Source organism: Cellulomonas sp. GTC20042 (genome assembly GCF_055389595.1).
On sequence record NZ_AP043678.1, the window covers coordinates 1,387,087 to 1,410,675 of the forward strand.

A 23,589-nucleotide genomic window follows, 5' to 3' on the forward strand; every position below is an offset into this window, starting at 1 on the left:
CCGGGTGGGTGCGGTGTGCTCAGATGACCGGGTGAGCACCGCACAGTCCTACGGCTACGCCACCCCCTCCGTGCTGAACGCCTCGGACGACGGCGCCGACCTGGCGTTGGCGACCAGCGGTGGCGTGGCGCTCGACGGATCCCCGGTGCCGCACCCGTACTTCTTCTCCGGGTTCGCCGAGCGCCCCGACGTGGTGGCGACGGCGCTGCTGGTCGTCGCGCGGGTGGCGCGCACGCGCTACCACGTGCCGCCGAACACGCTGGCCGCGGTGCTGCGCGCGGCCGACCCGGTGGTCACCGCGACACCGGAGGGTCTGCGGTTCGAGTCGTTCAGCGTCTGCTGCGGGGTGTACGCGCGACTGGACGTGCTGCCGGACGGCCTGGACACCGCGTTCAGCGCCGCCGGGGTGACCAACGTCGACGTGAACCCGCCGCTGCGCCAGGCCCTCGCCGGTCTGCGCGCCACCGAGCCGCTGCACCTGAGCGTCGGTGCCGAGGAGCTGCGGGTCAGCACGCTGGACGCCGAGGTCGTGGAGGAGAAGGTCCCGCTGCCGGACCGCTGGCTCAAGGGCTTCGCGGAGACTCAGGTGCTCGCCGCCGGGATGCGACTGCGGCACGAGCTCGACGCGGTGAGCGCCCGCCGGTTCGTGCAGGGGTTGCCCGCCACCTCCGCCACCCGGACCGTGATGTGGGCGACCCCGGCGGTGCGCTCGCTGCGGCTCGCGACCCGGCCGACGCCGGGGTCGGTGTGCGTGGCCGGCCCGGAGCGTCTGCGGGCGCTCGAGCCGCTGCTCGGCCTGGCCACCGGGCTGCGTGCCTACGGCCCCGAGGTCGACTCGTCCTCCCGCCCGATGCCGAGCGTGTGGGTGCTCCACCTGCCGGGCGCCCGGCTCAGCCTGGCGCTCAGCCCGGAGAAGGCGCGCGGGTTCTCCGGCGAGGGCGCGGTGCTGCTCGGGCTCACCGGCACCGAGGTGGTCGAGGACGCCGACCTGGTCGCGGCCCTGCTCGCCTTCGAGCCGCGGATCGACGTCGACCGGCTCGCCGCCGAGGCGGACCTGCCGGTCGCGCGGGTCGCCGCCGCGCTGGGGGTGCTCGCGACCTCCGGGCAGGTCGGCTACGACGTCACGGCCGAGGCGTACTTCCACCGGCCGTTGCCGTTGGACTCCTCGACGCTCGGCGTGCTGCACCCGCGGCTCGCCGGCGCGCAGTCGCTGGTGCGCGAGGGCGGGGTGCGCGTGCTCGGGCCCGGGTGGTTCGCCGTGCAGGCATCGCACGGGGGCGAGCACGAGGTGCGGCTGGGCGGTGGGGACGGGGCAGACCGGTGCACCTGCCCGTGGTTCGCCAAGCACCGCGGCACACGCGGGCCGTGCAGCCACGTGCTCGCGGCCCGGATGACGGCGGAGGTGCGGGTGTGATCGCGCTGGCGGAGCGACGGACGCTGCTGCGGGCGGCGACGACGGCCGAGCACCGCGAGGTGATGGACCTGCTGCGGCGGGCGTTCGACGGAGCCGACGAGGCGGAGCGCACGGCGCTGGCACGCACGCTGCCGCCGACGCGATGGCTCGAGCAGGAGGGGGCGACACCACGAGCGGTCCTGGTGCTCGCGGCGCTCGGGAGCCCCGCGGCGCTGGCCGAGGCGCTGCTGCCGTTCGCGACGCCCGCGGAGCGGCGGGCGGTCGGGCCCGTGGGGGAGGCGCTCCGGGCGGTGGTGCGCCCGGGCGTGGCCGGCCGGTCGACGCCGTGGGCGACACGGTGGGTGGACGCCATCGCGGAGAACGCGGCGTGGAACCCGTGGCTGGCGGAGCGTCTGCTCGCGGACGTGATCGCGGACCACGACCTGCGCCCGGACTCAGTGACCTACCTGCGGCACCGGGTGCACGCCGTGCTGGTCGACGGCACGGCCCGACCGGACGCGTGGTTCTGGGAGCACGACCTGTGGCAGGTGTTCCGGGTCGACGGGGTCGGCGGCGAGTGGTCGTTGCTCGAAGGGGAGTGGGAGGACGCGCTGCGCGCGCGTGCCGCCGCCGATCCCGCCTTCCGCACCCGTCTGCTCACGGAGAGCCTGGACGGCCTGCTCCGCGACTTCCCGGCGAGGAGCATCGTCTGGTACCACCGGGTGCACCGGTTGCTGGAGCCGACACCGGTCGAGGCCCGGAGCCTGGAAGGTCGGTACCTGGCGGTGCTGCGCACGGCGCCGTCGGCGTCGGTCGGCCTGGCGCAGGAGATGTTGACACGGTCCCTGACGTCCGGTGCGGGTGACGCGGTGGGGCTGCTGGACGCCTCGCGGGTCGTGCTGGGCCGGACGGAGAAGAAGGTGCTGACCGCGCAGGTGCGGCTCCTGGCTGCGCTCGGGAAGGTCGCACCGGAGCAGGCCGCGGCGATCGGGGAGGTGCTGGCCGAGGCGCTGCCGACGCTGCCGCCCGACGTGGCGGCGCGCGCCCGCCGGCGGCTCCCGGACGCCCCGGCACCCGTCGTGCCGTCCTCGGTGCCGCCGCGGTCCGTGGACGCCGTGGTCGTCCCGGCCCCGCGCGCCACCGACCTGGCGCCCGGACCCGCGCACCGGCCGGCGGTCGGCTCCGACGAGGAGGCTCTCGCCCTGGTCACGGACCATCTCGAGGGCGTCGGCGACGGCGCCGACCTGCCGCGGCTGGTGACGTGGTTGTGCGGGACGACGGTCACCGGAGGGACGCGCGACCTGCCGGAGCCCGTGATCGACCGTGCCCGTGCCGTCCTCGGCGACGTCTGGGACGACCGGGGCCTGTCCCCGCGCCGCCATCTGGCTGCGCTGCTGCTGGCCCGTGCCGGTAGCCCGGTGCCCGGTCCCCGGGTGTCCGGCTACGTCCGGATCGACTTCCGTCGGTCGCTGCTCGATCCCCGCACCTTCGTCGAACGTCAGCGGCGGGTGCCGACCCACGCCCCGGCGGTGGTGCTCGCCCGGACCCTGGGCCAGGACACCGACGACCTGCGCACGGCGGTGCAGGTGCGGCGTCGCGCGCTCGGGGTGCCGACCTGCCGGTCGGGTGTGCTGGGCGCGCCGCTGGCGGCACGGCCGGAGGTCTGGGAACGCGCACCGCGCCTCCCCGAGGGCGGTGATCTCGGGCCGCCGCGGGCCGCCGGGTGGCCCGCCGCGGACCGGCCGTGGCCGTTCTGGCGCTCGGACGCCGCTCCGCCCCGTCGGGCCGATGACCTGGCCGCAGCGCTGCTGGACGTGGCACCCGTGGGCTCGGAGGCGTGGTGGCGCGTCGGCTCGGCGCGGGAGCAGGACGGCTTCGAGCAGATCGTGCAGTGGACCACGTGGGTGCTGCGGGAGAACCCGGACGCGCTCGCCGCGCACGCGCACCCGATGCTGGTCGCCGCGACCGTCGTGGCGAACGTCCGTGGCGTCGTCCCGTTGCTGTCGGCGCTCGGCGGCTCCCGTCGGACACCCGGCGGGCCGACCTGGAGCGCCCTGGCGCTCGCGCTGTCGGCCAGGAGCGCCGAGCACCGGGCGGCTGCGGCGGAGGCGCTGGCGACGCTGGCGGGATCGGGCCTGCTGGACCCGGTGGCCCTGGCCGAGCAGGCGCGCCTGCTGCTGGGTGAGGGGTTCGTGATGGCGGGTCGGATCGCCGGGTCGGCGGCGGATGCGGCGTCGATCAGCGCGCTCGCGGGGTACCGGGTGCTCCAGGTGCTCGAGGCGCTGCTGCCGGACGTGGCCGGCGTGACCGGCGGCGGGAGGCTGGTCGAGCTCGCGGCGCGGTTGTCGCAGGATTACGGGACGCCCGTGGCGGTGCCGGAGGCCTGGGTCGCGAAGGGCCGTGGCGGCTCCGCGACGGCGGTGGCGGTGCGGGCGCTGCTCGCGGTGCGGCCGGCGGCGACGGACCTGGTGGTCGTGGCGGCGGCGCAGGCGAGGGCGGCCGCATGAGCGAGGAGGTGGTGCCGGTGGGGTGGGTGGGCCCGCTGGACCGGCTGGCCGCGGCGGGTGCACCGCTGGAGGACCTTCACCGGGAGGTTCGGCGCCGCGACCTCTACGGGGACGAGGTCGCGCGGTTCGGCGGCACCTTCGGCCTGGCGCAGAACTGGCCGCAGATCCCGCTGTTCGCGGCGCTCCGGCTACGCGAGCTGTTCGGCGACCTGGTGCTGGAGCACTCCGATGACTACGTGCTGGCGATGGTGAGCGCGCTCGGCGACCGCCGGACCCCCTGGGTGCGCGAGCACCTGCTGCGGCAGGACCACGCCCTGCGCGAGGAGACGTTCTGGCGGATCTTCGAGGTCGAGGGCAACCAGATGATCTCGCTCGCGAACGTCGACAAGTTCTCGTTCGCACCCGCGACCTGGAAGCAGACGGTGCTCACCCTGGTCGCCGACGGAACGCTGGACCGCGCCCGGGTGCTGCGGTGCTGCCTGGAGGCGCTCGGCCGTGACTTCAGCGCGTACCGCGCGGGCTGGTTCTCCCGGATGTACCGCGCGCTGGCACCGACGCCGCAGGAGCAGGTCACCCACGAGAACCTGCTGCTCGGCCTGCTCGGGTCGCGGGTGACCGCCGGCGTCAGCCTCGCGGTGGCCGGGCTGGTGGTGGTGCACCGGGCCGGGGCGCTGGACGGACCGGGGTTCGTGGCCGCCTGCCGCCCGGCGCTCGACAGCACCCGCGCCGACGGGTTGGCGGTGCTGCGGGTGCTGGCGGACCTGGTGCCGGAGCGCCCCGAGGCGTCGGACCGGGTCGCGGACGCCCTGAGCCACCCGCACCCCGACGTGCAGCGCGCGGCGGTGCGAACCCTGACCGTGCACGGACGGGCCGACGTGGTCGCCGCGCACCGGGCGGTGCTCGCCCCCGCGGTGGCGGCGGAGGTGCTCGGCGCCGAGAGCCCGTCCGACGACGCGTCGCCCGTGGACCCGGGCGGCGGCATGGCGGGTCGCGGTCTCCCGCTGCCGACCCGCCCGGCGCCGCTCGTGCCGTGGGACGACACGCAGGCGCTCGACGGCGTGGCGACCCTGCTGGAGGACCCCACCGACCCGATCGCGTTCGAGGCGCTGCTCGCGTGGCTCGCCGCGCACCCCGACCCCGCTGCGGTGCTGGCGCCCGTGGCTCGCCGGGCCCGTGACCGGCGGCGCACCGCGAGCGACCTGGTCGCCGGGCTCGTCGTCGCGGTCACCGACCCCGAGGCAGACCCGCGCCCGGTCCCCGAGTGGTGGGCCGGCACGGTGGTGCCGCTGCTCACCGGTCGGGTGGCTGAGGTCGTGGAGGGGGTCCGGGGCAGGTCACCGCGTGGCGCGCTGCTCGCCACCCCGACCGACGCGGACGGGTGGATCTCGCCGCAGGTGCTGGTCGACCGGTTCCTCGCCCGGGAGCCCGCCGGGGCCGCGCCCGCACCACTGGACCTGGTCCAGGCGCTGCTCCGCCTCGGCACGCAGGACCGTCCGGCGGCGCTGGCGCTGCTCGAACCCCACCTCGGCCGGTCGGCCGGGGACGCGGCGCCGGGCTGGGAGGAGGCCGGTGCGGCGCTCGCGCACGCGCTCGGCTCGGACCGGGTCCCGGTCGTCCGCACGACGCCGTGGTGGGCGGCGGCGGGCTGCGCCCGGGGCGGTCCGGTGCACCCCGCGCTGGCCGCCGCCGGTCTCGACGCCCCCGGCCTGGCTCGCCCGCCGGTGCTCGCGATCACCTGGCGCTCGGTGACGAGCACGGTCGACGGCCGCGACTGGACCAGCTGGTGGCCCGAGGTGGTCGACGGCAGCACGGACCCGCGGCGGTCCGGCGCACGTCCGCTGGTGGTGCCGAGCGGTCGACGTCGTGCGGACGAGGACCTGACCCGTCCGGCGGAGCTCCGCGCGCTCGTGCACCTGCTGCCGTCGAGCACCGTCCCGCTGGTGGAGGCGTCGATCGGCGTGCTGCACCACTGCACCGTCTCGACAGGCCCGCTCGGGGAGACCGACGTGCTGGACGCGCTGGCCGTCCACCCGGGGGAGTGGACCGCGCAGACCGCACAGCTCGTCGCCCTCGCGCTGTCCTCGGTCCGCGCCGAGGTGCGCGCGCAGGCCGCCGAGCTGCTGGTGACGGTGGTGCCCGCGCGGATCGACGTCGACCGGTTCGCGGCGGGGATGCTGGCGTGCGCACCGGCCTGCCTGCCGGGCCGCTGGACGACCGCGTTGGCCGACGCCGCGTCGATCTCGGCGGCCGGGGCGGCGACGGTGCGGGCGGTCCTCACCGCGCTGCTGCCGTCGCTCGACCGGTCCACCCGCGGTGTCGGCGGACTGGTCGGGCTGCTGCTGGACGAGCAGATCCGGGCAGGGGAGCCGGTGGCCGACCCGGCCCTGCGGGAATGGCTGGGCGGGTTCCGCGGGTCGTCGCAGGGCGCCCGTGCCGCGCGTGGCCTGCTGACGTCGCGGGTCGGGTGACGGCACCGGGCCGTCAGGCCGGGGGTGCGATCTCCGCATCCGCAGCGGCCCCGGGGATCGCCCGCGGCGCTGCCGGCAGCACGCGCTCCAGCAGCCGCACCAGCGCCGCCAGCAGCAGGAACCCGACCGCCACCAGGGCGGTGTTGCGCGCCGCCGCGCCGAGGCCGATCTCCCCGACGTCGAGGAACGGGTACGGGTACCAGTCGGTGATGGCGCCCCGGACGAAGGTGTACGCGATCCACGCCAGCGGGTAGGCCACCGCCCACAGCACGGTCGCACCGGAGAACCGGGGACGCGGGCCGACGGAGAGCCAGACCAGCCAGGCGCCGACCGGGGTGACGGTGTGCAGCAGGAAGTTCGCCAGCCAGCCGCTCGGGGTCAGGGCGCCGGAGTCCCCGGCGAGCAGCGTGTGGTAGACGATCCCGGTCACCGTGATGCACAGCAGCGCGTCCAGCTGGATGACCGACCGCACCCGCCCGACCCGCAGCGGGGCGACGGCGATCAGGACGCCGGCCAGCGCGACGATCAGGTTGGACTGGATGGTGAAGAACGAGAACAGCCGGACCAGCCGCTCGGTGCGCGAGTCCGCCATGCCGGGGCCGCCGGTGAACGCGGTGGCGAGCTCGATGCCGACGCCGACCAGCGCCGCGAGGGCGAGCAGGGCGTGCAGCACCCGGACCGCACGCGTGCCGCGGATCAGCCAGACCTCGTCCACCGCCCCGGGCACGCTCACGCCCGGCCTCAGGGCATCCGGCCGACGTGCGCCATGGCCTGCCGCAGCAGCAGACCCTGCCCGCCGTTCATCTCGACCTGCACCTGCTCGCTGGACGCCTCCTCGGGGGTCAGCCAGGCCAGGTCGAGCGCGTCCTGCTGCGGGCGGCAGTCGCCGGACACCGGCACCACGTAGGCCAGCGAGACGGCGTGCTGCCGGGGGTCGTGGTACGGGGTGACCCCGGGGGTGGGGAAGTACTCGGCGACGGTGAACGGCTGCGGCGAGGCAGGGATCTGCGGCAGCGCCACGGGTCCCAGGTCCTTCTCGATGTGCCGGAGCAGGGCGTCGCGCACGCGCTCGTGGTACATGACGCGGCCGGAGACCAGCGCCCGGGACATCACGCCCTCCGGGGTGACCCGCAGCAGCAGGCCCACGGCGACCACGTCGCCGGACTCGTCCACCCGCACGGGCACGGCGTCCACGTACAGCAGCGGGAGGGAGCGGCGCGCGGCGGCGATGCCCTCGGGGCTCAGCCAGCCGGCAGGACGCTCGGGCTCGCGGGGCAGGTCGGCCGTGTCGGTCACCGTGCAGTTGTACCCCGAGGGTGCCGGGCGGCGACAGCCCGACGCGCGGAGCGGCAGGTCGGGGCCTCGGTCGGGCGGGCTGTGCCGCCTCCGGGAATACTGGAACCAGTCCGGACGCTCAACCGTCCGACACCCGAGTCATACAGGAGGCGAGAGATGGCCACGACCGAGCTGACGGCCGACACCATCCAGAAGACGATCGACACCGAGGGGATCGTCCTGGTGGACTTCTGGGCCGAGTGGTGCGGTCCGTGCAAGCGGTTCGGACCGATCTTCGAGCAGTCGTCCGAGGAGAACCCGGAGATCGTGCACGCCAAGGTGGACACGGAGGCCGAGCAGCAGCTCGCCGCCGAGCTCCAGATCACGTCGATCCCGACGCTGATGGCGTTCCGCGACGGCATCCTGGTGTTCAACCAGGCCGGCGCGCTGCCCGCCCCGGCGCTCGCGCAGGTCGTCGACGCGGTGAAGGCGCTGGACATGGACGACGTCCGCGCGCAGATCGCCGCCGCCGGCGCCGCGCAGGGCTGACCGCCCGCCGCACGCAGCACCACGCGAGGGGCCCCGCACGCGCACCGCGTGCGGGGCCCCTCGCGCGTCCGGCCCGCTCAGGAGCGGAACTGGGCGACGCGGGAGCGCAGGTCCTCGGACAGCCGTGCCAGCTCGGCGATCGATCCGCCCATCTCGGTCAGCGTGGACGAGGAGTCGGCGGCGGCGTCCGCGACGCCGGTGATCGTCCGGGCGATCTCGCCGGAGCCGGTGGCTGCCTCGCCCACCGAGCGGGACATCTCGGCGGTGGTGGCGGTCTGCTCCTCGACCGCCGACGCGATCGTGGTCTGGAAGTCGTTGATGCTGGCGATGATCGCGGAGATCTCGCCGATCGCCCCCACCGCGCCGATGGTGTCGGCCTGGATCGCCTCGACCCGCCGGGCGATGTCCTCGGTGGCCTTGGCCGTCTCGGAGGCGAGCTCCTTGACCTCCCCGGCGACGACCGCGAACCCCTTGCCGGCCTCCCCGGCGCGGGCGGCCTCGATGGTGGCGTTCAGGGCCAGCAGGTTGGTCTGCTCGGCGATCGAGGTGATCACCTTGACCACGTTGCCGATCTCCTGGCTGGACTCGCCCAGCCGCGTGACCTGCTCGTTCGTCATGGCGGCGACCTCGGTGGCGGCGCCGGCGACCTTCGCGGCGCGGGAGGCGTTCTCGGCGATCTCGCGGATCGAGGAGCCCATCTCCTCCGCGCCGGCTGCCACGGCCTGCACGTTGCGGTTCACCTGGTCCGCGGCGGTGGCGACGACGCCGGCCTGCGCGGAGGTCTGGTCGGATCCCGCCACCACCTGCTGCGAGGAGGCGGCCAGCCGCTCGGCGGCCTGCGCGACGGTGCCGGCGGTGGCGACGATCCCGTCCACCATGCCGCGCAGCGTGCCGGTGGCGCTGTCGAGCGCCTGGGCGGTGCGGCCGATCTCGTCGCCGCCGGAGACCCCGCTGCTCACGGTCAGGTCGCCGTCGGCGAGGGCGTGCGCGACGTCCGACACCCGGTCCAGCCGCCTGCTGAGCCGCCGTGCGACGATCCGCCCGACCACCGCGGCCAGCGCCGCCCCGAGCAGCACCGTGATCCCGACGACCAGGATCCGCAGCCGGCTGTAGGCGGAGGCCTCCCGGTCGGCGTCGGCGGCGGCCTGCGCCTGGAGGTCGATCAGGTCGTCGATCTGCCCGGCCACGGTGACCGCCGAGGAGTCGGCGGAGGTGGTGCGGGCGACCAGGTCGGCGTAGACGCCCAGGGACTCGCCCAGGGCGTCGGCGGCCTCGACCTGCTCGTCGGAGAGGCCGGGCAGCGCGAGGTACTGCTGACGCAGGTCCTCGACGACGGACACGGCGGCGTCCCGCTGTCCGGCCATGCTCGCCGCGCGCACGGGGTCGCCGGAGGACTGCGCGTACCGGATGTCGGCGGCGACCTGCTGGGCGGCCCCGAGCTGGGAGCGCATCTGGCTGGCCAGGGTGAGCCCGGTGACGTGCTCGGTGTACATGGAGTGCGTCATGGCGGCGAGCTGGCTCATCGCGACCACGCACAGCGTGCCGAGGCCCAGCGAGACGGCGACGGACACCGAGACGGCGAGCAGGATCTTGCCGGTGAACCCGGTCGTGCGGGCGCGGCGCGGGCCGCGGGCGCTGCGGGGGCTGCGGGACTTCCGGGACGAACGGGTCGTCACGTGGCGGCACCTCTCGATCGCGCGCACGCCTGCCGTGCGTCGTCAGCCCTCTCGGTCGGTGGCCGTGACCGCTGCCTGAGGGAACCGACGGCGACGGGCCGCCAGGTCCACCCGTCCGGGTGCTCCTGACGGCCCGTCGCGCGGCCGACCGGGTGAGCGCGGTCGATCAGTACCGGAAGGCGCTCACCCGCAGCCGCATGTCCTCCGACATCCGGGCCAGCTCGGAGATCGACGCGCCCATCTGCTCGAGCACCTCCGTGTTGCCGGCGGTGGCCGATGCGACGCCGGTGATCGTCGCGGCGATCTCGCCGGACCCCGTGGCGGCCTCGGTGACCGAGCGGGACATCTCCGTGGTGGTGGCGGTCTGCTCCTCCACGGCGCTGGCGATGGTCAGCTGGTAGTCGTTGATGCTGGCGATGATCGTGCCGATCTCGCCGATCGCCCCGACCGCACCCGTGGTGTCGGCCTGGATCGCCTCGACCCGCCGGGCGATGTCCTCGGTGGCCTTGGCGGTCTCCTGCGCGAGCTCCTTGACCTCGCCGGCGACGACGGCGAAGCCCTTGCCGGCCTCCCCGGCGCGCGCGGCCTCGATCGTCGCGTTGAGCGCCAGCAGGTTGGTCTGCTCCGCGATCGAGGTGATCACCTTGACCACGTTGCCGATCTCGATCGACGACTCGCCGAGCCGGGCGACCTGCTCGTTGGTGCTGGCGGCGGCCTCGGTGGCCTGGCCGGCGACCTTCGCGGCGTGCGAGGCGTTCTGCGCGATCTCGCGGATCGAGGCGCCCATCTCCTCCGCACCGGCGGCCACCGACTGCACGTTGCGGTTGACCTGCTCGGCGGCGGCGGCGACCACCCCGGCCTGCGCCGAGGTCTGGTCCGAGCCGGAGACCACCTGCGCGGAGGCCGCGGACAGCTCCTCGGCGGCGGTGGCGACGGCCTGCGCCGTGGTGACGACCCCCGCCAGCATGCCGCGCAGCTGCTCGGTGGCGGCGTCCAGGGACTGCGCGGTGCGACCGATCTCGTCACCGCCGGTCACCCCGCTGCGCGCGGTCAGGTCACCGTGCGCCAGCGCGTCCGCGATCACGCCGACCCGGTCCAGCCGCTGCCGCAGCCGGCGCGCCACCAGCATGCCGACCAGAGCGGAGAGCACCGAGCCGAGCACCAGCAGCACCACGATCAGCACCGTGCGCTGCGTGCCCATCGCGGCCGCCGAGTCGTCCGAGTGCTTCGACGCCTCGACCTGGAGGTCCACCAGCGTGTTGATGCCGTCGGTGATCGCCTGCCCGATCGGCGCGGTGTCGTTCTGGAGCTGCTGCGCGGTGGCGGTGTCCCCGGACGCCTGCGCGTCGGCCAGCGCGGCAAGCTTCTCCTGGTAGGAGGTCACGTCGGCCAGCACCTCGCCGATCGCCGTCGACTGCTCGTCGGTCAGCCCGGCCTGCTGCGAGTACTCCTGGCCGAGCACCGCGACCTGCTGGAGGGCGGCGTCCCGCGCGGTGACGAACTGCCGGATCATGTCGTCGCCGCCGTGGACGGCCTGCTGGTAGAGCGTCGCCACGGTGTTCTGCCGGGCGGTCGCCATCTGGAAGCGCATCTCGCCGGCCAGCGCGGTGCCCCGCACGTCCTGGCTGTACATGGTGTGCGCGACGGTCACCATCGAGCGCACCGCCATGATCGACGTCACGCCGACACCGACCGTGACCACCAGCGCGACGCTCACCGTCAGCAGGATCTTGGCGGTGAAGCCCAGACCGGCGGTGCCCCGGCGGCGGGGCTGCGGGGCGGGTGGGGTCGTGGGTGCGGTGGCGGTGCTCGTCATCGAAGGCGCTCCTCAGTGCTCGGCGCGCTTCTGTGCGCGCTCCACCGACCCATCGACGGGACGCCGGAGCGGGTGAGACGGCGACGCCGCATCCTTCGGGTGAGGCACCCGGGTGAGCCCGGCGACGGGGTGAACCCCGGGCGGGTGACGGGCCGTCGCGGGTGGGGCCGGTCGGGCGACGGACGATGGTCCCGGTGGTGCTGCCGGCGCCGGCGCGCGGCCCGAGGGAGCGGTCAGGTGTCGGCGGGCTGCCGCCGGGAGACGGTCACCTCGACGGTGTCGCCGATCTCCTTGCCCAGGGCGCGGCGGACCTTGGCGCTCAGCGACACCATGTGACCCCCGGTGCCGGTGACCATCGCACCGACGTCGGTCAGCACGACGTCGTCGATCCGCGCGTCGACCCGGACGGTCCTGCGGGTGCCGAAGAGCTCCGCCGACCCGGGGATCTCGACGCAGCTCCAGGTGTCGCCCTTGACCTCGACACCGATCGTCGTGGTGAAGACCAGCTCGTCCGCGCCCATGGCTCCGAGCGTAGGTGATGCCCGGCGCCCGCGCAGGGCCGTGGTGCAGGAGACGGGAGTCGAACCCGCACGCCCTCGCGGGCACCAGGACCTAAACCTGGCGTGGCTGCCGTTTCACCACTCCTGCGCGAGCGGCACTCTGCCAGACCCGGGCGGGTCCGCGCAGGCGCCGTCGCCGTGTCAGTCGATGCCCAGGTCGCGCCGCAGCTTGGCGACGTGCCCGGTGGCCTTCACGTTGTACTGCGCGAGCGCGACGGTGCCGTCCGGGGCGACGACCACCGTGGAACGGATCACGCCGGTGACGGTCTTGCCGTAGAGGGTCTTCTCGCCCCAGGCGCCCCACGCCGCCAGCACGGCGTGCTCCGGGTCGGAGACCAGCGGGAAGGTCAGCTCCTCCGCCTCGGCGAAGGACGCGAGCTTGGCGGGGGAGTCGGGGGAGACGCCGACCACCCGGTACCCGTGGCTCTGCAGGGAGGCCAGGTTGTCCCGGAAGTCGCACGCCTGCTTGGTGCAGCCGGGGGTGCCGGCGGCGGGGTAGAAGTACACGACCACGTGCTCCCCGCGCAGGTCGGACAGCGTCAGCGACCCGCCGTCGGCGGTGGGCAGCGTGAAGTCGGGGGCGGTGTCCCCGACGGCGAGGCGCGGCATGGGCGGGCTCCTGGGCGTGCTCGGTGGGGTGCCGGGGGACCCCGGCCGGACCAGCGTACGTCGGGGGTGCGACGCCGCCGCGGGGTCTGCGCGCCGGGCGGTAGCGTCAGCCCGGTGAGTGCACAGCGCAGCGCCCCCGACCCCTCGGCCACCGCCTCCGGGCTGCCGATCCGGATGCTCAACGACCGGCTGCTGGTCCGGCTCGACCCGGACGCCTCCGAGCGCCGGTCGAACGCCGGCATCGTCATCCCCGCCACCGCCGTGGTCGGCAAGCGGCTGGCGTGGGGCGAGGTCGTCGCCGTCGGCCAGCACGTGCGCCAGGTCGGCGTGGGGGACCGGGTGCTCTTCGACCCCGACGAGCGCGCCGAGGTCGAGCTGTCCGCGCAGACGTACCTGCTGCTGCGCGAGAAGGACGTGCACGCGGTGGCCGAGCCCCGCGACGGCGGCGAGGGCACCGGTCTCTACCTGTGAGATCAGTGCGGGGACCGCTGTTGCGGACCGCACCGCGGGGTGGTCCCATGGGCGGCAGGACGACCGGGGGTGGGGCCGTGCACGAGGACGAGAAGACAGGGAGCGGGACGGGCGAGGTGGGCCGGATCGACGAGGAGGCCGCGGGCAGCGTGATGCACCTGCTCGCCGAGCACGTGCCGCTGACCCTGCTCGCCGACCTCGCCGCGCCGGAGCCGCGCTCGGACGCGATCCTGCGCGCGGAGGGCCTGCCCGCCGAGGCCTGGTGGGAGGACGAGGAGGGCGCCGAGCCGGTGGCGGCGGTGGAGCCGGGGGTCGTCGAGGACGAGCTGCCGGTCGATCCCGACGCCGCGGAGTGACCCACGTCACTGCACGTCAGGGGCTTGCGGGCCGCTGACGGAGCCGATTCGCGTCCGACGCCCGAGGCCTGCTATCTTTCTTCTCGCGCGCCATTAGCTCAATTGGCAGAGCAGCTGACTCTTAATCAGCGGGTTCGGGGTTCGAGTCCCTGATGGCGCACAGCGGAAGGCCCCGACCGGGAACAGTCGGGGCCTTCGTCGTTCCCCGGAAGGGGCGGCGGGCGGCTGCACGTGCGCTCAGCCGAGCACCCGTGGGCCCTCGGCGCCCCAGCCGACGAGCAGATCGCCGACGGCGGCCACGGACGTGACCCCGTCGGGCAGCGGCGTGGTCCACCGCTGCTCCCCGTCGTGCAGCCCGTAGGCCGCGAGCACCGCCTCGCCGGTGCGCCGGTCCGTCTCCGAGCGCAGCAGCGCCGACCCGTCGGTCAGCAGGTACCCGGCGGTCTGGCTCTGGTCGGTGGCCGTCTGCCAGACCGTCCGGCCGGTCGTCAGGTCGCGGGCCCACAGCGTCTGCCCGGTGCTGCCGTAGACGATGCCGTCCAGGACGACCAGGTTGGTCGCGGCGGCAGCGCCCTCCCGCGCCCACAGGGTCGTCCCGGTGGGCACGTCGACCGCGCGCAGCTCGCCGAGGAGCGTGCCGTCGGCCACGGAGAGCAGCAGCACGTCCGGGGCGCTGCCGTCGTCCGGGAAGACCTGCGCAGGGATGCCCTCCAGCGCGCGCCCTGCGTCCGCGGCGGAGGAGCGGTCGGTGCGACCGAGCACGGTGGTGGCGGAGCTGCCCTGCGACGCGACCAGCCAGGCGCCCCGAGCGACCGGCAGGCCGTCGTCCGTGGCGAGCACGGTGCCGTCCGCGGCGTCGAGCACGGTGGTCTCGGTGCCGGTGATCGCGGCGTACCCGTCGAGGACCAGGAGGGACGGCGTCACTCCGGCGTCGGTCTCGATCGCGTCCGGCAGGACGGTGTGCCAGGCGACGGTCGTGGTGCCGACCTCGGTCGCGGTGACGTCGAGACCCTCGGCGGTGGGCGCGACCACGATCTGCCGCCCGCCCGTGACCGCGGCGGACGCGCTGTCCGGCAGGTCCTGCGCCTCCCCGACGTCACCGGTGGCGAGGTCGACCTCGAGCAGCGACGACCGGAAGTGCAGCCCGGTCCAGTCATCCTCTGCGGTGCTCCCCGGCGGGGCCACCAGCACCGGGACCTGCACGGTGCACCACAGCGAGCGGGCGGGGGTGGCGTCGGGCGCGCAGCCGACCGACGGGGGCAGGCCCTCGACGTCGGAGGTGGCCGGTGCGACGACCGCACGCCAGCGCTCGTCCCCGGTGGCGAGATCCAGCCCGACGACCTCCCAGGGGCCGTCGGCGCGCTCCCGCACCAGCCCCGCGATCGTGCCGTCGTCGGTGGTCCAGCCGGTCCCCAGCACCTCCGAGGTCGCGTCGGTGCCCCACGCCGTGCTCTCCAGCGGCGGGCTGACGGTCGTGCCGATCACGTCGGCGGTCTCGCGCAGCCGCGCCACCTCGGCCCGCGTCCGGGCGTCGCCGACCAGCTGCCACGCGACCAGGGCGACCAGCACGACGGCGGGGACCGGCCACCAGCGGCGCAGCAGGCGGCGCACCCGTCCCCGGGGATCGCGGGCGGTGTCCGGGTCCGCCGCCGACTCATCGACCGGGGCGACCGAGCCGTCCTCGACCAGCTCGACCTCGTCCATGTCCCTGCGCGCCCGCCCCATGCGCCGACCCTAGGGCGACCGGTGCTCCACGCGGGCCGGTTTCGCCGGTGACCTGCGCACTCGTCGCGCTCAGGCGTCCAGGCGCAGCAGCACGGCGACCTCGTCGCCCAGGTCGATCTGCTCGGCGCGGCGCACCACCGCCTTCACCGGCAGCAGGTACCCGCCGTCCTTCGGGAACAGCGACGTGGTCCAGGTGGTGCGGCCGATCCGGGCGCTGACCGGGATCACGCCCCAGCCGTAGGTCACCAGCGAGGCCACCGACCGCACCTCGGCGGCGGCCGGGCCGGGCAGGGGCACGAAGTGGAAGGGTGACGGGCCGCGCCAGTGGATCACCGAGCCCTCGAACGCCACGTCCATCCGTTCAGGGTACGGACGGCGCCGTGACGTGCACCCGGACGGGTGGGGGCGCAGGTCATCCCATCACTTCACCCGGCCCGGCCCCTCACCGCCTCGCGGGCCGCGTCGATCGGGCCCTCGAGGGCGGATCCACGCCCACCCCCGAGACGGACGGAGCACACCCGATGCCCGGCACGCCGCTGGCCGCCACCCGCACCCCCTCCCGCAGAGTGGGAGACCTCCCGATCGGCGCCCGGATCGGCAGCGCCCTCGGCATCCTGGTCCTGGTCACGATCGCGGTGGCGACCGTCGGCATCGTCCGGCTCGGCGCCCTCGACTCGCGGGTGGAGGAGCTCGGCCGTACGGCGATCGAGCCGCAGACCTACCTGGTGAACACGCAGCGCTGGTTCCAGGCCAGCCGTGCCCGCGTGCTCGAGTACGGCATGGTCGACCCCTCCCAGCGCGCCGAGATCGAGCAGCAGCGCGCGGACTACGACGCCGACGCGCTGGAGAACATCGAGGCCTACGGGCCGTACGTGCTGGACGCCGAGGCCTACGCGACCCTCCAGGACGCCTACGCCCGCTACCAGTCCGAGGCCGACGGCCTGATGGCGCTCGCCGACGAGGGCGCCACGGCGTACCACACGGCCTACGCCGGATCCGTGCGGGGCACCACCACCGAGATCGGCGACGCCATGCAGGCGCTCACCGACTCCGTGTCCGCCAAGGCCACCCAGGACGTCGCGGACTCCGGCGCCATCGCCCGCAGCGCCACCCTCGTGATGATCGGGGCCGGGATCGCCGGCGTGCTGCTCGCGATCGGGCTGGTCGTCGTGCTGGTCCGCCGGATCGTGCGCGACCTCGGTCGCGTGCAGGGCACCGTCGAGGCGATCGGTCGCGGCGACCTCACCGTCTCCGTCGACCTGGACACCCGCGACGAGCTGGGCCGGATGGCGGGCTCGCTGAACGACGCGCAGGGATCGCTGCGCTCGCTGATGTCCGGCGTGGTGGACACCGCGCAGACCGTGGCCGCCGCCGCGGAGGAGCTGTCCGTCGCCTCCGCGCAGGTCGTGGCCGGCTCCGACGAGACGTCCTCGCAGGCCGGTGTCGTGGCTGCCGCCGCGGAGCAGGTCTCGCGCAACGTGCAGACCGTCGCCGCCGGTGCCGAGGAGATGGGCGCCTCGATCCGGGAGATCGCGCAGAACGCCTCGCAGGCCGCGAAGGTCGCCGGTCAGGCCACGGACGCCGCCGCGGTGACGAACGACCAGGTGGCCCGCCTGGGCGCGTCCTCGCAGGAGATCGGCAACGTGGTCAAGGTGATCACCTCGATCGCGGAGCAGACGAACCTGCTGGCGCTCAACGCCACGATCGAGGCCGCCCGTGCGGGTGAGGCGGGCAAGGGGTTCGCCGTGGTGGCCGGTGAGGTCAAGGAGCTGGCGCAGGAGACGGCCAAGGCGACGGAGGACATCGCCCGGCGCGTCGAGGCGATCCAGGCCGACACCACGGGTGCGGTCGGGGCGATCGGCGAGATCTCGCACATCATCGCGTCGATCAACGACTACCAGCTGACCATCGCCTCGGCGGTGGAGGAGCAGACCGCCACCACGACGGAGATGTCGCGCTCGGTGGCCGAGGCGGCGACCGGCTCCGGGGAGATCGCGGTGAACATCACCGGTGTGGCCTCGGCGGCGTCGACCTCCTCGCAGACCCTGGGCCAGATGGGCAGCGCCATCGCCGAGCTGGCGCGGCTGTCCGAGGACCTGCGCGGCCAGGTGTCCCGCTTCACGTACTGACCGCAGGGCTTCCCCCGTCGAGCTTGCACGAACGCGTGCTTCCCGGCGGGGGAAGCCTGCATTCGTGCAAGCTCGGCGACGGAGCGGGGCGCGCAGGGCGCGTCGCGCGGGTGCGGGGCGCGCGGCGCCCGCGCGAGGTCAGTCGGCGTCGGGGGTGCGGGAGGAGCGGCGGGCGCGCACGGCCTCGGCGAGCTGCTGCGCCTGGGTGTGGATCAGGGCGCGCAGGTCGTCGTAGAGGCGCTCGACGCGGGCGTCCGGGACGTCGGCGTCGTCGCGCGCCGCGATCCACGCGCGCTTGGCGGTGCGGATGTCGGCATCGGTCACGTCGATGCGCCAGGTGTCCTCGGTCATGGGTCCAAGGTCCCACCTCGACAACCCCTCGCGCACCGGTGCGGGCCGGTTTCACCCGGGTACCAGCACCCCCCACGCGGACATCTCACCCGCAACCCGGGTGAACCCGGACAGATCGCCTGCGCCGTTCGGGTGAGCGCCTCCCGGCGACGCCTGCCCGGTCTCGACCTGCCGAAGCGCGCGAGGCGCTGGACGATGGACCCGCCGCGCACGCCGCGCGGTCCGTCGAGCCGTCTGGAGCGCTGTCATGGCCGAGCCCACCTCTGCCCCGTCCACGGGGACCGTCACCTACGACGTGGTCGTGATCGGGGCCGGAGCCGTCGGGGAGAACGCCGCCGACCGGGCGGGCCGGCGCGGGCTGACCGTCGCCGTCGTGGAGCACGAGCTGGTCGGCGGGGAGTGCTCCTACTGGGCGTGCATGCCGTCCAAGGCGCTGCTGCGACCCGGCTCGGTGCTGGCGGCCGCCCGCGCGGTCCCGGGCGCCGCCGAGGCGGTCTCCGGGTCGCTCGACCCCGCCGCCGTGCTGGCGCGCCGTGACGAGTTCGCCGCGCACTGGGACGACCACGGGCAGGTGGGCTGGCTGGACTCCGTGGGGATCGCGCTGCTGCGCGGCGAGGCCCGGATCGTCGGGGAGCGCGAGCTCGTCGTCGAGGGCGAGGACGGGCCGACCCGGGTGATCGCCCGGCACGCGGTGATCGTCGCCACCGGCAGCGAGCCGGTGGTCCCGCCGATCGACGGCCTGGCCCTGGCGCGCCCGTGGACCTCGCGCGAGGCGACCTCGGTCAAGGAGGTGCCAGGGCACCTGGTGATCCTGGGCGGCGGCGTGGTCGGCGTCGAGATGGCCGTGGCGTACCGCGACCTCGGTGCGGAGGTGACGCTGCTGGTGCGCGGAGACCGGCTGCTCACCGGGGCCGAGCCCTTCGCCGCCGAGGAGGTCGCCGCCGGGCTGCGCGACCTCGGCGTGGACCTGCGGTTCGGCGCGGAGACCACCGCCGTGCGCCGCGACGAGCAGGGGGTGCACCTGGACGTCACCGGGCCGCAGGGCGCCGCGGAGGTGCACGCCGACGAGGTGCTGGTCGCCACCGGTCGCCGCCCGCGCACCTCGGCGCTCGGCCTGGACGTCCTGGGCCTGGAGCCCGGTGCACCGCTCGCCGTGGACGACGCGCTCCAGGTGACCGGGGTCGAGGGCGGCTGGCTGTACGCGGTCGGCGACGTCACCGGGCGCACCGCCACCACCCACCAGGGCAAGTACGACGCGCGGGTGGTCGGCGACGTGGTGGCCGCGCGGTTCGCCGACGCGGCGGCGGGCTCCGGTGCCGACGTGTCCGGCGAGGGCACCGGGACGTCGGCCTGGGGCGAGGAGGGCGACCCCGCCGCGATCGAGCGGGACGCCGGGCCCTGGTCGCGGTACCGGGCCACCGCCGACGAGGCTGCGGTGCCGCAGGTGGTGTTCTCCCGGCCCGAGGTGGCCTGGGTGGGCCGCACCGAGCAGCAGGCGCGGGACGCCGGGATCGACGTCCGCACGGTGTCGTACCCGATCGGCTCGGTGGCCGGTGCGTCGGTGGCGGCGGACGGCTACAGCGGCACCGCGCAGGTGGTGCTCGACCTCGGGCGCGGCACGATCGTCGGTGCCACGTTCACCGGCCCGGACGCCGCCGAGCTGGTGCAGGCGGCCACCGTCGCCGTGGTGGGGGAGGTGCCGCTGACGCGGCTGTGGCACGCGGTGCCCGCCTACCCGACGGTGAGCGAGGTGTGGCTCCGGCTGCTGGAGAGCGCCGGGCTGTAGGCGGTGCGGGGCGTCGCCGAGCCGGCCGCGCACCCGGCACCCCAGCCGTGCACCCGGGCGGGCACCCCGCCCACGCACGACGGCCGCGCCCCGAGGTCACCCCCGGGACGCGGCCGTCGCGTCGTGCCGCCGGATCAGCTCGCGAGCGAGCCGTCCGAGGAGAGCACCAGGCCGATCGACGCCTCGCCCTGCCGGACCGCGTCACCGATCAGGCCGAAGTCGTACGCGGTGAAGTCGGTGAACTTCAGGCCGTACGTCTCCTCCAGACCGGGCTGGCAGAACGGGCGCTCCGGGCACTCGGCCGGTCCGGCGAGCACGAGCCCGCCGTCGCAGGCGGTCGCCAGGTCGGAGAGGGTCGCCACGTCGTGCTCGTCGGCGAAGGCCGAGGTCACCGCGAAGGCGTTCTGGTCCTGCGCGGCCGAGACCGCCCCGAACACCAGGCCCACCCCCTCGCCGAGGGTGGTCAGCGCCGCGACGGTCGCGTCCGGGTCGCCGCTCGCGACCGGCTCCGCGTCGGCACCGTTGGCCGAGGTGTTGAGGAACTCCGCCAGGGTGGCGGCATACTCCGGGGTCAGCGTGACCTGCCCGCTCTCCAGCGCCGGCAGGTAGGTCTCGCGGTTGCCGATCGTCTGCACCTCCGCCGAGTAGCCGGCGGACCGCAGCACGGCGGCGTAGATCTCGGCGAGCGTGGCGCTCTCGGAGAAGTTCGCCGCGCCGACCACGATGCTGGTGCCGGAGCCGACGCTGCTGTCGGAGGCGGCGAGCCCCTGGTCGGCGACGAACTGCGCGGCGACCTCGGTCGACGTCTGCCGGTCGATGTCGACGGACTTGTTCAGCCCGATCAGCACGTCGGTGTCCAGGGCGTCCGACACGGTGTCGAGCAGCGGGATCACGTCAGGGTGCGCGGTGGCGAAGGCCCCGTTGACGGCGGGGATGACGTTGTCGGCGTTCTGCAGCCCCTTGTCGTCCTCGAGCACGACGAGCTGGTCGCCGGCGACCGGCGCGCAGACGGTGCCGGAGGCGTCGCCGCCGGAGGTCGGGTCGGCGGTGCCCCCGCCGGACCCGGGGTCGCCGCAGGCCGCGACGAGGAGGAGGAGCCCGGCCGCCGCGGCGGCGAGGGCGGGTCGGCGTGCGTTCATGGTGCGTTCCTCTGCTCGGTGGTGGAGGTCGTCGCTGATCGCGTCTGACATCTCAGCGGTGCGGTGCCCGGTCGGCAACCGGGGGAGCCGTGGCGTCGCGATCGGTCCTGGGGTCGGGAGCCGGGTCGGTGGTGCGTGCGGCCGGGTCGCGGGTCGCACCGCCGGGTGCGGTGGCGGGGTCGGCCGCGGAGCGTCGGCGCGCGGGTCGGCGGCGTCGGCCGGGTGCCGTGGCGCGCATCGGCGGCGGGGTGAGCACCCGCTGCACGAGCGCGAGCACCCCCTCGGCGAGCAGGCACAGCGCGGCGACCAGCAGCGCCCCGGCGACCACCTGGCCGTAGCGCTGGAGGGCCATGCCGGACACGATGATCGAGCCCAGGCTGGTGCCGCCCACCAGCGCGGCCAGCGGGACGGTGGCGAGCACCTGCGTGGTGGCGGTGCGCAGACCCGCGCCGATCAGCGGCAGCGCGAGCGGCAGCTCGACCTGCGCCAGGGCCTTCCCGCCGGACATGCCCATGCCGCGCGCCGCGTCCCGCACGTCGGCGTCCACCTCCATCAACCCGGTGAAGGTGTTCGCGAGGATCGGCGGCACCGCGAAGATCGCGACGGCGAGGATGGTCGCGCGCGAGCCGAACAGGCCGGTGGACGCGAAGATCGTCAGCAGGGCGAAGGTCGGCAGGGCCCGCGAGGTGTTCGCGAGCACCACCGTCACCACGCCGCCGCGCCTCCGGTGCCCGAGCCAGATCCCGACCGGCAGCGCCACCACCGCGGCGAGCAGCACCGCCAGCACGCTGAGGCGCAGGTGCTCGACGGTCAGCGCGAGCACGCCGCGCCGGCCCTGCCAGTTCAGCGGGTCGTTCAGCCAGGCGAGGGCCTCGGACAGCACGTCCATCTCAGGCCTCCCGTCCGCGTCGGGCCCACGGCGTCACGGCGCGGCCGATCAGCCAGAGCAGCAGGTCCAGCACCAGCGCGAGCGCCAGGCAGAGCAGCGTCGCCGTGAGGATCTCCGCGTGGTACTTGTTGTTGCGGAAGCCGCGGAACATCAGCGTGCCGAGCCCGCCGTAGCCGACGACCACGCCGACGGTCACCAGCGCCACGGTGGTGACGGTGGCGAGCCGGATCCCGGCGACGATCGTCGGCAGCGCGTTGGGCAGCTCGACGGTCAGCAGCAGCCGCCACCGGCCGTAGCCGAGCCCGCGTGCGGCGTCGCGGACGTTCTCGTCCACCCCGTCCAGCCCGACCACCACGTTGCGCACCAGCACCAGCAGCGCGTAGACCACCAGGCCGATCAGCACCGGCGTGCGGCCGATGCCGGTCCACGGCACGAGCACCGTGAACAGGGCGAGCGAGGGGATCGTGTAGAGCACGCCGGTGGTGCCGACGATCGGCGCGGCGAGCCGGGGCCGCAGGTGCGCCAGCATGCCCAGCGGGACGGCGATCAGCACCGCGATCAGCACGGCCTGCACGGTGAGGGTGGTGTGCTGCTCCAGCGCGTGCACGATGTCCGACCAGTTGCGCCGCACGTAGTCCCAGGACAGCCACGGGTTCCCGGCGGCGTCGCCGGAGGCGGCCTGGTGCACGGTCTGCGCCGCGGCGCGCACCACGCCCGGGGGGCGGGCGGGCAGCACGGTCGCCGCGAGATCGGTCCAGGTCACCGCAGGGACGCTACCCGCGACCACCGACACGCGCCCGGCCACCCTGCGCTTCTCGCACCCGGGGCGCAGCACCCCCGGGCGGGTGTGGGTGCCCGCCGGTAGGTTCGACCGCATGGTGACGGCGATCGGGTTCGAGCACGTCCGCAAGGAGTACGCCGACGGGACGGTGGCCGTCGGCGACCTCTCGCTGGAGGTGCGCGAGCACGAGCTGCTGGCGCTGGTCGGTCCGTCCGGCTGCGGCAAGTCCACCACCCTGCGCATGGCCAACCGCCTGGTCGAGCCCTCCTCGGGCCGGATCGTGCTCGGCGGCGACGACGTGACCGACGTGGACCCGGTGGGCCTGCGGCGACGGATCGGCTACGTGATCCAGAACGTCGGCCTGTTCCCGCACCGCACCGTCGAGCAGAACGTGGCCACCGTGCCCCGGCTGCTCGGCTGGGACCGCGCCCGCACGCGCGCCCGGGTCGGCGAGCTGCTGGAGCTGGTGGGACTGGAGCCCGGCCGGTACGCCCGCCGCTACCCGCACGAGCTGTCCGGCGGCGAACGGCAGCGCGTCGGGGTGGCCCGTGCGCTCGCGACCGACCCGCCGGTGCTGCTGATGGACGAGCCCTTCGGCGCGGTGGACCCGGTGGGCCGGCGCCGGCTCCAGGTGGAGTTCCGCCGGATCCAGCAGGAGCTCGGCACCACGGTCATGCTCGTCACGCACGACGTGGACGAGGCGGTGCGGCTCGCCGACCGGGTGGCGGTGCTCAGCCGGGGCGGTGTGCTGGAGCAGCTCGCCGACCCGGTGCGGCTGCTCGCGGCCCCGGCGAGCCCGGCGGTGGCCGACCTGGTGGGCTCCGGCGCGGCGGTGCGGCTGCTCGCGCTGGGCGCCGTCGAGCGCGCCGACCTCAGCCCGGGGGCCGAGACCGCTGACGCCCCGGAACCGGTGCGGCTGGGCGACCCGCTGGATGAGGCCTTCGCCGCCCTCGCCGCGACGCCCGAGGGTCGGGTCCCGGTGCTCGACGGGGACCGGCCCGCCGGCTGGCTGGACGCCCCCGGCCTGCTGCGCGCGCTGCACCGGGTGGTCGACGCCGCCCGCCCGGACGCGGAGGAGGAGACCGCCGCCGTCGCGGGCTGAGCGCGTC

At 75.3% G+C, this 23,589-nt stretch carries 21 protein-coding genes and 2 tRNA genes; 10 read left to right on the top strand and 13 right to left on the bottom strand.

The annotated features are described in order from the left end of the window. Positions 1 to 31: 31 nt before the first annotated feature. From ACZ5HG_RS06425 to ACZ5HG_RS06435, 3 genes are read left to right on the top strand one after another with little or no spacing between them, the layout of a single operon-like run. Positions 32 to 1,414, top strand: coding sequence for an SWIM zinc finger family protein (locus tag ACZ5HG_RS06425; RefSeq protein ID WP_464181167.1), 1,383 nt, complete (start codon positions 32 to 34; stop codon positions 1,412 to 1,414). Continuing rightward, positions 1,411 to 3,900: a hypothetical protein gene (locus ACZ5HG_RS06430; RefSeq protein ID WP_464181169.1), complete on the top strand. Its 2,490-nt coding sequence runs from the start codon at positions 1,411 to 1,413 to the stop codon at positions 3,898 to 3,900. The genes ACZ5HG_RS06425 and ACZ5HG_RS06430 overlap by 4 nt, the downstream gene beginning before the upstream one ends. Continuing rightward, positions 3,897 to 6,368, top strand: a complete 2,472-nt coding sequence (locus ACZ5HG_RS06435) for a DUF6493 family protein (RefSeq protein WP_464181172.1) — start codon at positions 3,897 to 3,899, stop codon at positions 6,366 to 6,368. Before ACZ5HG_RS06430 ends, ACZ5HG_RS06435 begins: the two co-directional genes overlap by 4 nt. 13 nt (positions 6,369 to 6,381) lie before the next feature. Here the strand turns inward: ACZ5HG_RS06435 and ACZ5HG_RS06440 are convergent, their stop codons facing one another. Together ACZ5HG_RS06440 and ACZ5HG_RS06445 are read right to left on the bottom strand one after the other, a co-directional pair. After that, complete coding sequence (locus tag ACZ5HG_RS06440; RefSeq protein ID WP_464181174.1) at positions 6,382 to 7,101, bottom strand: Pr6Pr family membrane protein; 720 nt, start codon at positions 7,099 to 7,101, stop codon at positions 6,382 to 6,384. An 8-nt stretch (positions 7,102 to 7,109) separates the two neighbouring features. Further along, positions 7,110 to 7,664 (bottom strand): NUDIX hydrolase family protein, encoded by a 555-nt coding sequence (locus tag ACZ5HG_RS06445; protein WP_464181176.1) that lies wholly within the window; start codon positions 7,662 to 7,664, stop codon positions 7,110 to 7,112. A gap of 156 nt (positions 7,665 to 7,820) precedes the next feature. On the opposite strand from ACZ5HG_RS06445, the gene trxA reads away from it, so the two are divergent. After that, complete coding sequence (gene trxA, locus ACZ5HG_RS06450) at positions 7,821 to 8,192, top strand: thioredoxin (RefSeq protein ID WP_464181179.1); 372 nt, start codon at positions 7,821 to 7,823, stop codon at positions 8,190 to 8,192. Between the two features lie 77 nt (positions 8,193 to 8,269). On the opposite strand, the gene ACZ5HG_RS06455 is transcribed toward trxA, so the two are convergent. The 5 genes from ACZ5HG_RS06455 to bcp all read right to left on the bottom strand — a co-directional run bounded on the left by ACZ5HG_RS06455 (position 8,270) and on the right by bcp (position 12,853). Next, positions 8,270 to 9,868: a methyl-accepting chemotaxis protein gene (locus ACZ5HG_RS06455; protein ID WP_464181181.1), complete on the bottom strand. Its 1,599-nt coding sequence runs from the start codon at positions 9,866 to 9,868 to the stop codon at positions 8,270 to 8,272. A 166-nt stretch (positions 9,869 to 10,034) separates the two neighbouring features. Next, entirely contained in the window at positions 10,035 to 11,684 is a 1,650-nt protein-coding gene (locus ACZ5HG_RS06460; RefSeq protein ID WP_464181183.1) for a methyl-accepting chemotaxis protein, read from the bottom strand. Between the two features lie 233 nt (positions 11,685 to 11,917). Beyond that, complete coding sequence (locus ACZ5HG_RS06465) at positions 11,918 to 12,205, bottom strand: DUF1905 domain-containing protein (protein ID WP_464181184.1); 288 nt, start codon at positions 12,203 to 12,205, stop codon at positions 11,918 to 11,920. A 41-nt stretch (positions 12,206 to 12,246) separates the two neighbouring features. Next, positions 12,247 to 12,332 (bottom strand) — tRNA-Leu (locus ACZ5HG_RS06470). Between the two features lie 53 nt (positions 12,333 to 12,385). Then, a complete protein-coding gene (bcp, locus tag ACZ5HG_RS06475; RefSeq protein WP_464181185.1) occupies positions 12,386 to 12,853 on the bottom strand; it encodes a thioredoxin-dependent thiol peroxidase in 468 nt (155 codons plus the stop codon). A gap of 174 nt (positions 12,854 to 13,027) precedes the next feature. On the opposite strand from bcp, the gene ACZ5HG_RS06480 reads away from it, so the two are divergent. The 3 genes from ACZ5HG_RS06480 to ACZ5HG_RS06490 all read left to right on the top strand — a co-directional run bounded on the left by ACZ5HG_RS06480 (position 13,028) and on the right by ACZ5HG_RS06490 (position 13,840). Next, positions 13,028 to 13,324: a GroES family chaperonin gene (locus ACZ5HG_RS06480; RefSeq protein WP_464182116.1), complete on the top strand. Its 297-nt coding sequence runs from the start codon at positions 13,028 to 13,030 to the stop codon at positions 13,322 to 13,324. 77 nt (positions 13,325 to 13,401) lie between these two features. Beyond that, positions 13,402 to 13,680 (top strand): hypothetical protein, encoded by a 279-nt coding sequence (locus ACZ5HG_RS06485; protein WP_464181186.1) that lies wholly within the window; start codon positions 13,402 to 13,404, stop codon positions 13,678 to 13,680. Positions 13,681 to 13,767: 87 nt separating this feature from the next. Further along, positions 13,768 to 13,840, top strand: a tRNA-Lys gene (locus ACZ5HG_RS06490). A 77-nt stretch (positions 13,841 to 13,917) separates the two neighbouring features. On the opposite strand, the gene ACZ5HG_RS06495 is transcribed toward ACZ5HG_RS06490, so the two are convergent. Both ACZ5HG_RS06495 and ACZ5HG_RS06500 read right to left on the bottom strand, forming a co-directional pair. Beyond that, positions 13,918 to 15,405, bottom strand: coding sequence for an outer membrane protein assembly factor BamB family protein (locus tag ACZ5HG_RS06495; protein WP_464181188.1), 1,488 nt, complete (start codon positions 15,403 to 15,405; stop codon positions 13,918 to 13,920). Between the two features lie 69 nt (positions 15,406 to 15,474). Then, positions 15,475 to 15,762, bottom strand: a complete 288-nt coding sequence (locus tag ACZ5HG_RS06500; protein WP_464181189.1) for a DUF1905 domain-containing protein — start codon at positions 15,760 to 15,762, stop codon at positions 15,475 to 15,477. A gap of 164 nt (positions 15,763 to 15,926) precedes the next feature. Between ACZ5HG_RS06500 and ACZ5HG_RS06505 the strand changes: the two genes are divergently transcribed. Further along, positions 15,927 to 17,534: a methyl-accepting chemotaxis protein gene (locus tag ACZ5HG_RS06505; RefSeq protein WP_464181191.1), complete on the top strand. Its 1,608-nt coding sequence runs from the start codon at positions 15,927 to 15,929 to the stop codon at positions 17,532 to 17,534. 138 nt (positions 17,535 to 17,672) lie between these two features. On the opposite strand, the gene ACZ5HG_RS06510 is transcribed toward ACZ5HG_RS06505, so the two are convergent. After that, positions 17,673 to 17,885, bottom strand: a complete 213-nt coding sequence (locus ACZ5HG_RS06510; RefSeq protein ID WP_464181193.1) for a hypothetical protein — start codon at positions 17,883 to 17,885, stop codon at positions 17,673 to 17,675. A 247-nt stretch (positions 17,886 to 18,132) separates the two neighbouring features. Here ACZ5HG_RS06510 and ACZ5HG_RS06515 point away from each other — a divergent pair, with 247 nt between their 5' ends. Continuing rightward, positions 18,133 to 19,671: a dihydrolipoyl dehydrogenase family protein gene (locus ACZ5HG_RS06515; protein WP_464181194.1), complete on the top strand. Its 1,539-nt coding sequence runs from the start codon at positions 18,133 to 18,135 to the stop codon at positions 19,669 to 19,671. A gap of 134 nt (positions 19,672 to 19,805) precedes the next feature. Here ACZ5HG_RS06515 and ACZ5HG_RS06520 read toward each other — a convergent pair whose 3' ends face one another. The 3 genes from ACZ5HG_RS06520 to ACZ5HG_RS06530 are packed head-to-tail and all read right to left on the bottom strand — an operon-like array spanning position 19,806 to position 22,387. Next, the gene (locus ACZ5HG_RS06520) at positions 19,806 to 20,810 is read right to left on the bottom strand and encodes a glycine betaine ABC transporter substrate-binding protein (RefSeq protein ID WP_464181196.1); all 1,005 of its coding nucleotides are present in this window, start codon (positions 20,808 to 20,810) and stop codon (positions 19,806 to 19,808) included. Positions 20,811 to 20,862: 52 nt separating this feature from the next. Beyond that, positions 20,863 to 21,699, bottom strand: a complete 837-nt coding sequence (locus tag ACZ5HG_RS06525; protein ID WP_464181198.1) for an ABC transporter permease — start codon at positions 21,697 to 21,699, stop codon at positions 20,863 to 20,865. Position 21,700: 1 nt separating this feature from the next. Beyond that, on the bottom strand, positions 21,701 to 22,387 hold the full coding sequence (locus tag ACZ5HG_RS06530) for an ABC transporter permease (RefSeq protein ID WP_464182117.1): 687 nt from the start codon (positions 22,385 to 22,387) through the stop codon (positions 21,701 to 21,703). A 187-nt stretch (positions 22,388 to 22,574) separates the two neighbouring features. On the opposite strand from ACZ5HG_RS06530, the gene ACZ5HG_RS06535 reads away from it, so the two are divergent. Then, positions 22,575 to 23,582, top strand: coding sequence for an ABC transporter ATP-binding protein (locus ACZ5HG_RS06535; RefSeq protein WP_464181199.1), 1,008 nt, complete (start codon positions 22,575 to 22,577; stop codon positions 23,580 to 23,582). The last annotated feature ends 7 nt before the right edge of the window (positions 23,583 to 23,589 follow it).

Excerpts from the sequence above, each read along its gene's own strand:
- ACZ5HG_RS06435 (WP_464181172.1), top strand. The coding sequence starts at position 3,897 with ATGAGCGAGGAGGTGGTGCCGGTGGGGTGGGTGGGCCCGCTGGACCGG.
- trxA (WP_464181179.1), top strand. The coding sequence starts at position 7,821 with ATGGCCACGACCGAGCTGACGGCCGACACCATCCAGAAGACGATCGAC.
- ACZ5HG_RS06460 (WP_464181183.1), bottom strand. The coding sequence starts at position 11,684 with ATGACGAGCACCGCCACCGCACCCACGACCCCACCCGCCCCGCAGCCC.
- ACZ5HG_RS06465 (WP_464181184.1), bottom strand. The coding sequence starts at position 12,205 with ATGGGCGCGGACGAGCTGGTCTTCACCACGACGATCGGTGTCGAGGTC.
- bcp (WP_464181185.1), bottom strand. The coding sequence starts at position 12,853 with ATGCCGCGCCTCGCCGTCGGGGACACCGCCCCCGACTTCACGCTGCCC.
- ACZ5HG_RS06480 (WP_464182116.1), top strand. The coding sequence starts at position 13,028 with ATGCTCAACGACCGGCTGCTGGTCCGGCTCGACCCGGACGCCTCCGAG.
- ACZ5HG_RS06495 (WP_464181188.1), bottom strand. The coding sequence starts at position 15,405 with ATGGGGCGGGCGCGCAGGGACATGGACGAGGTCGAGCTGGTCGAGGAC.
- ACZ5HG_RS06500 (WP_464181189.1), bottom strand. The coding sequence starts at position 15,762 with ATGGACGTGGCGTTCGAGGGCTCGGTGATCCACTGGCGCGGCCCGTCA.
- ACZ5HG_RS06505 (WP_464181191.1), top strand. The coding sequence starts at position 15,927 with ATGCCCGGCACGCCGCTGGCCGCCACCCGCACCCCCTCCCGCAGAGTG.
- ACZ5HG_RS06510 (WP_464181193.1), bottom strand. The coding sequence starts at position 17,885 with ATGACCGAGGACACCTGGCGCATCGACGTGACCGATGCCGACATCCGC.
- ACZ5HG_RS06515 (WP_464181194.1), top strand. The coding sequence starts at position 18,133 with ATGGCCGAGCCCACCTCTGCCCCGTCCACGGGGACCGTCACCTACGAC.
- ACZ5HG_RS06520 (WP_464181196.1), bottom strand. The coding sequence starts at position 20,810 with ATGAACGCACGCCGACCCGCCCTCGCCGCCGCGGCGGCCGGGCTCCTC.
- ACZ5HG_RS06525 (WP_464181198.1), bottom strand. The coding sequence starts at position 21,699 with ATGGACGTGCTGTCCGAGGCCCTCGCCTGGCTGAACGACCCGCTGAAC.
- ACZ5HG_RS06535 (WP_464181199.1), top strand. The coding sequence starts at position 22,575 with ATGGTGACGGCGATCGGGTTCGAGCACGTCCGCAAGGAGTACGCCGAC.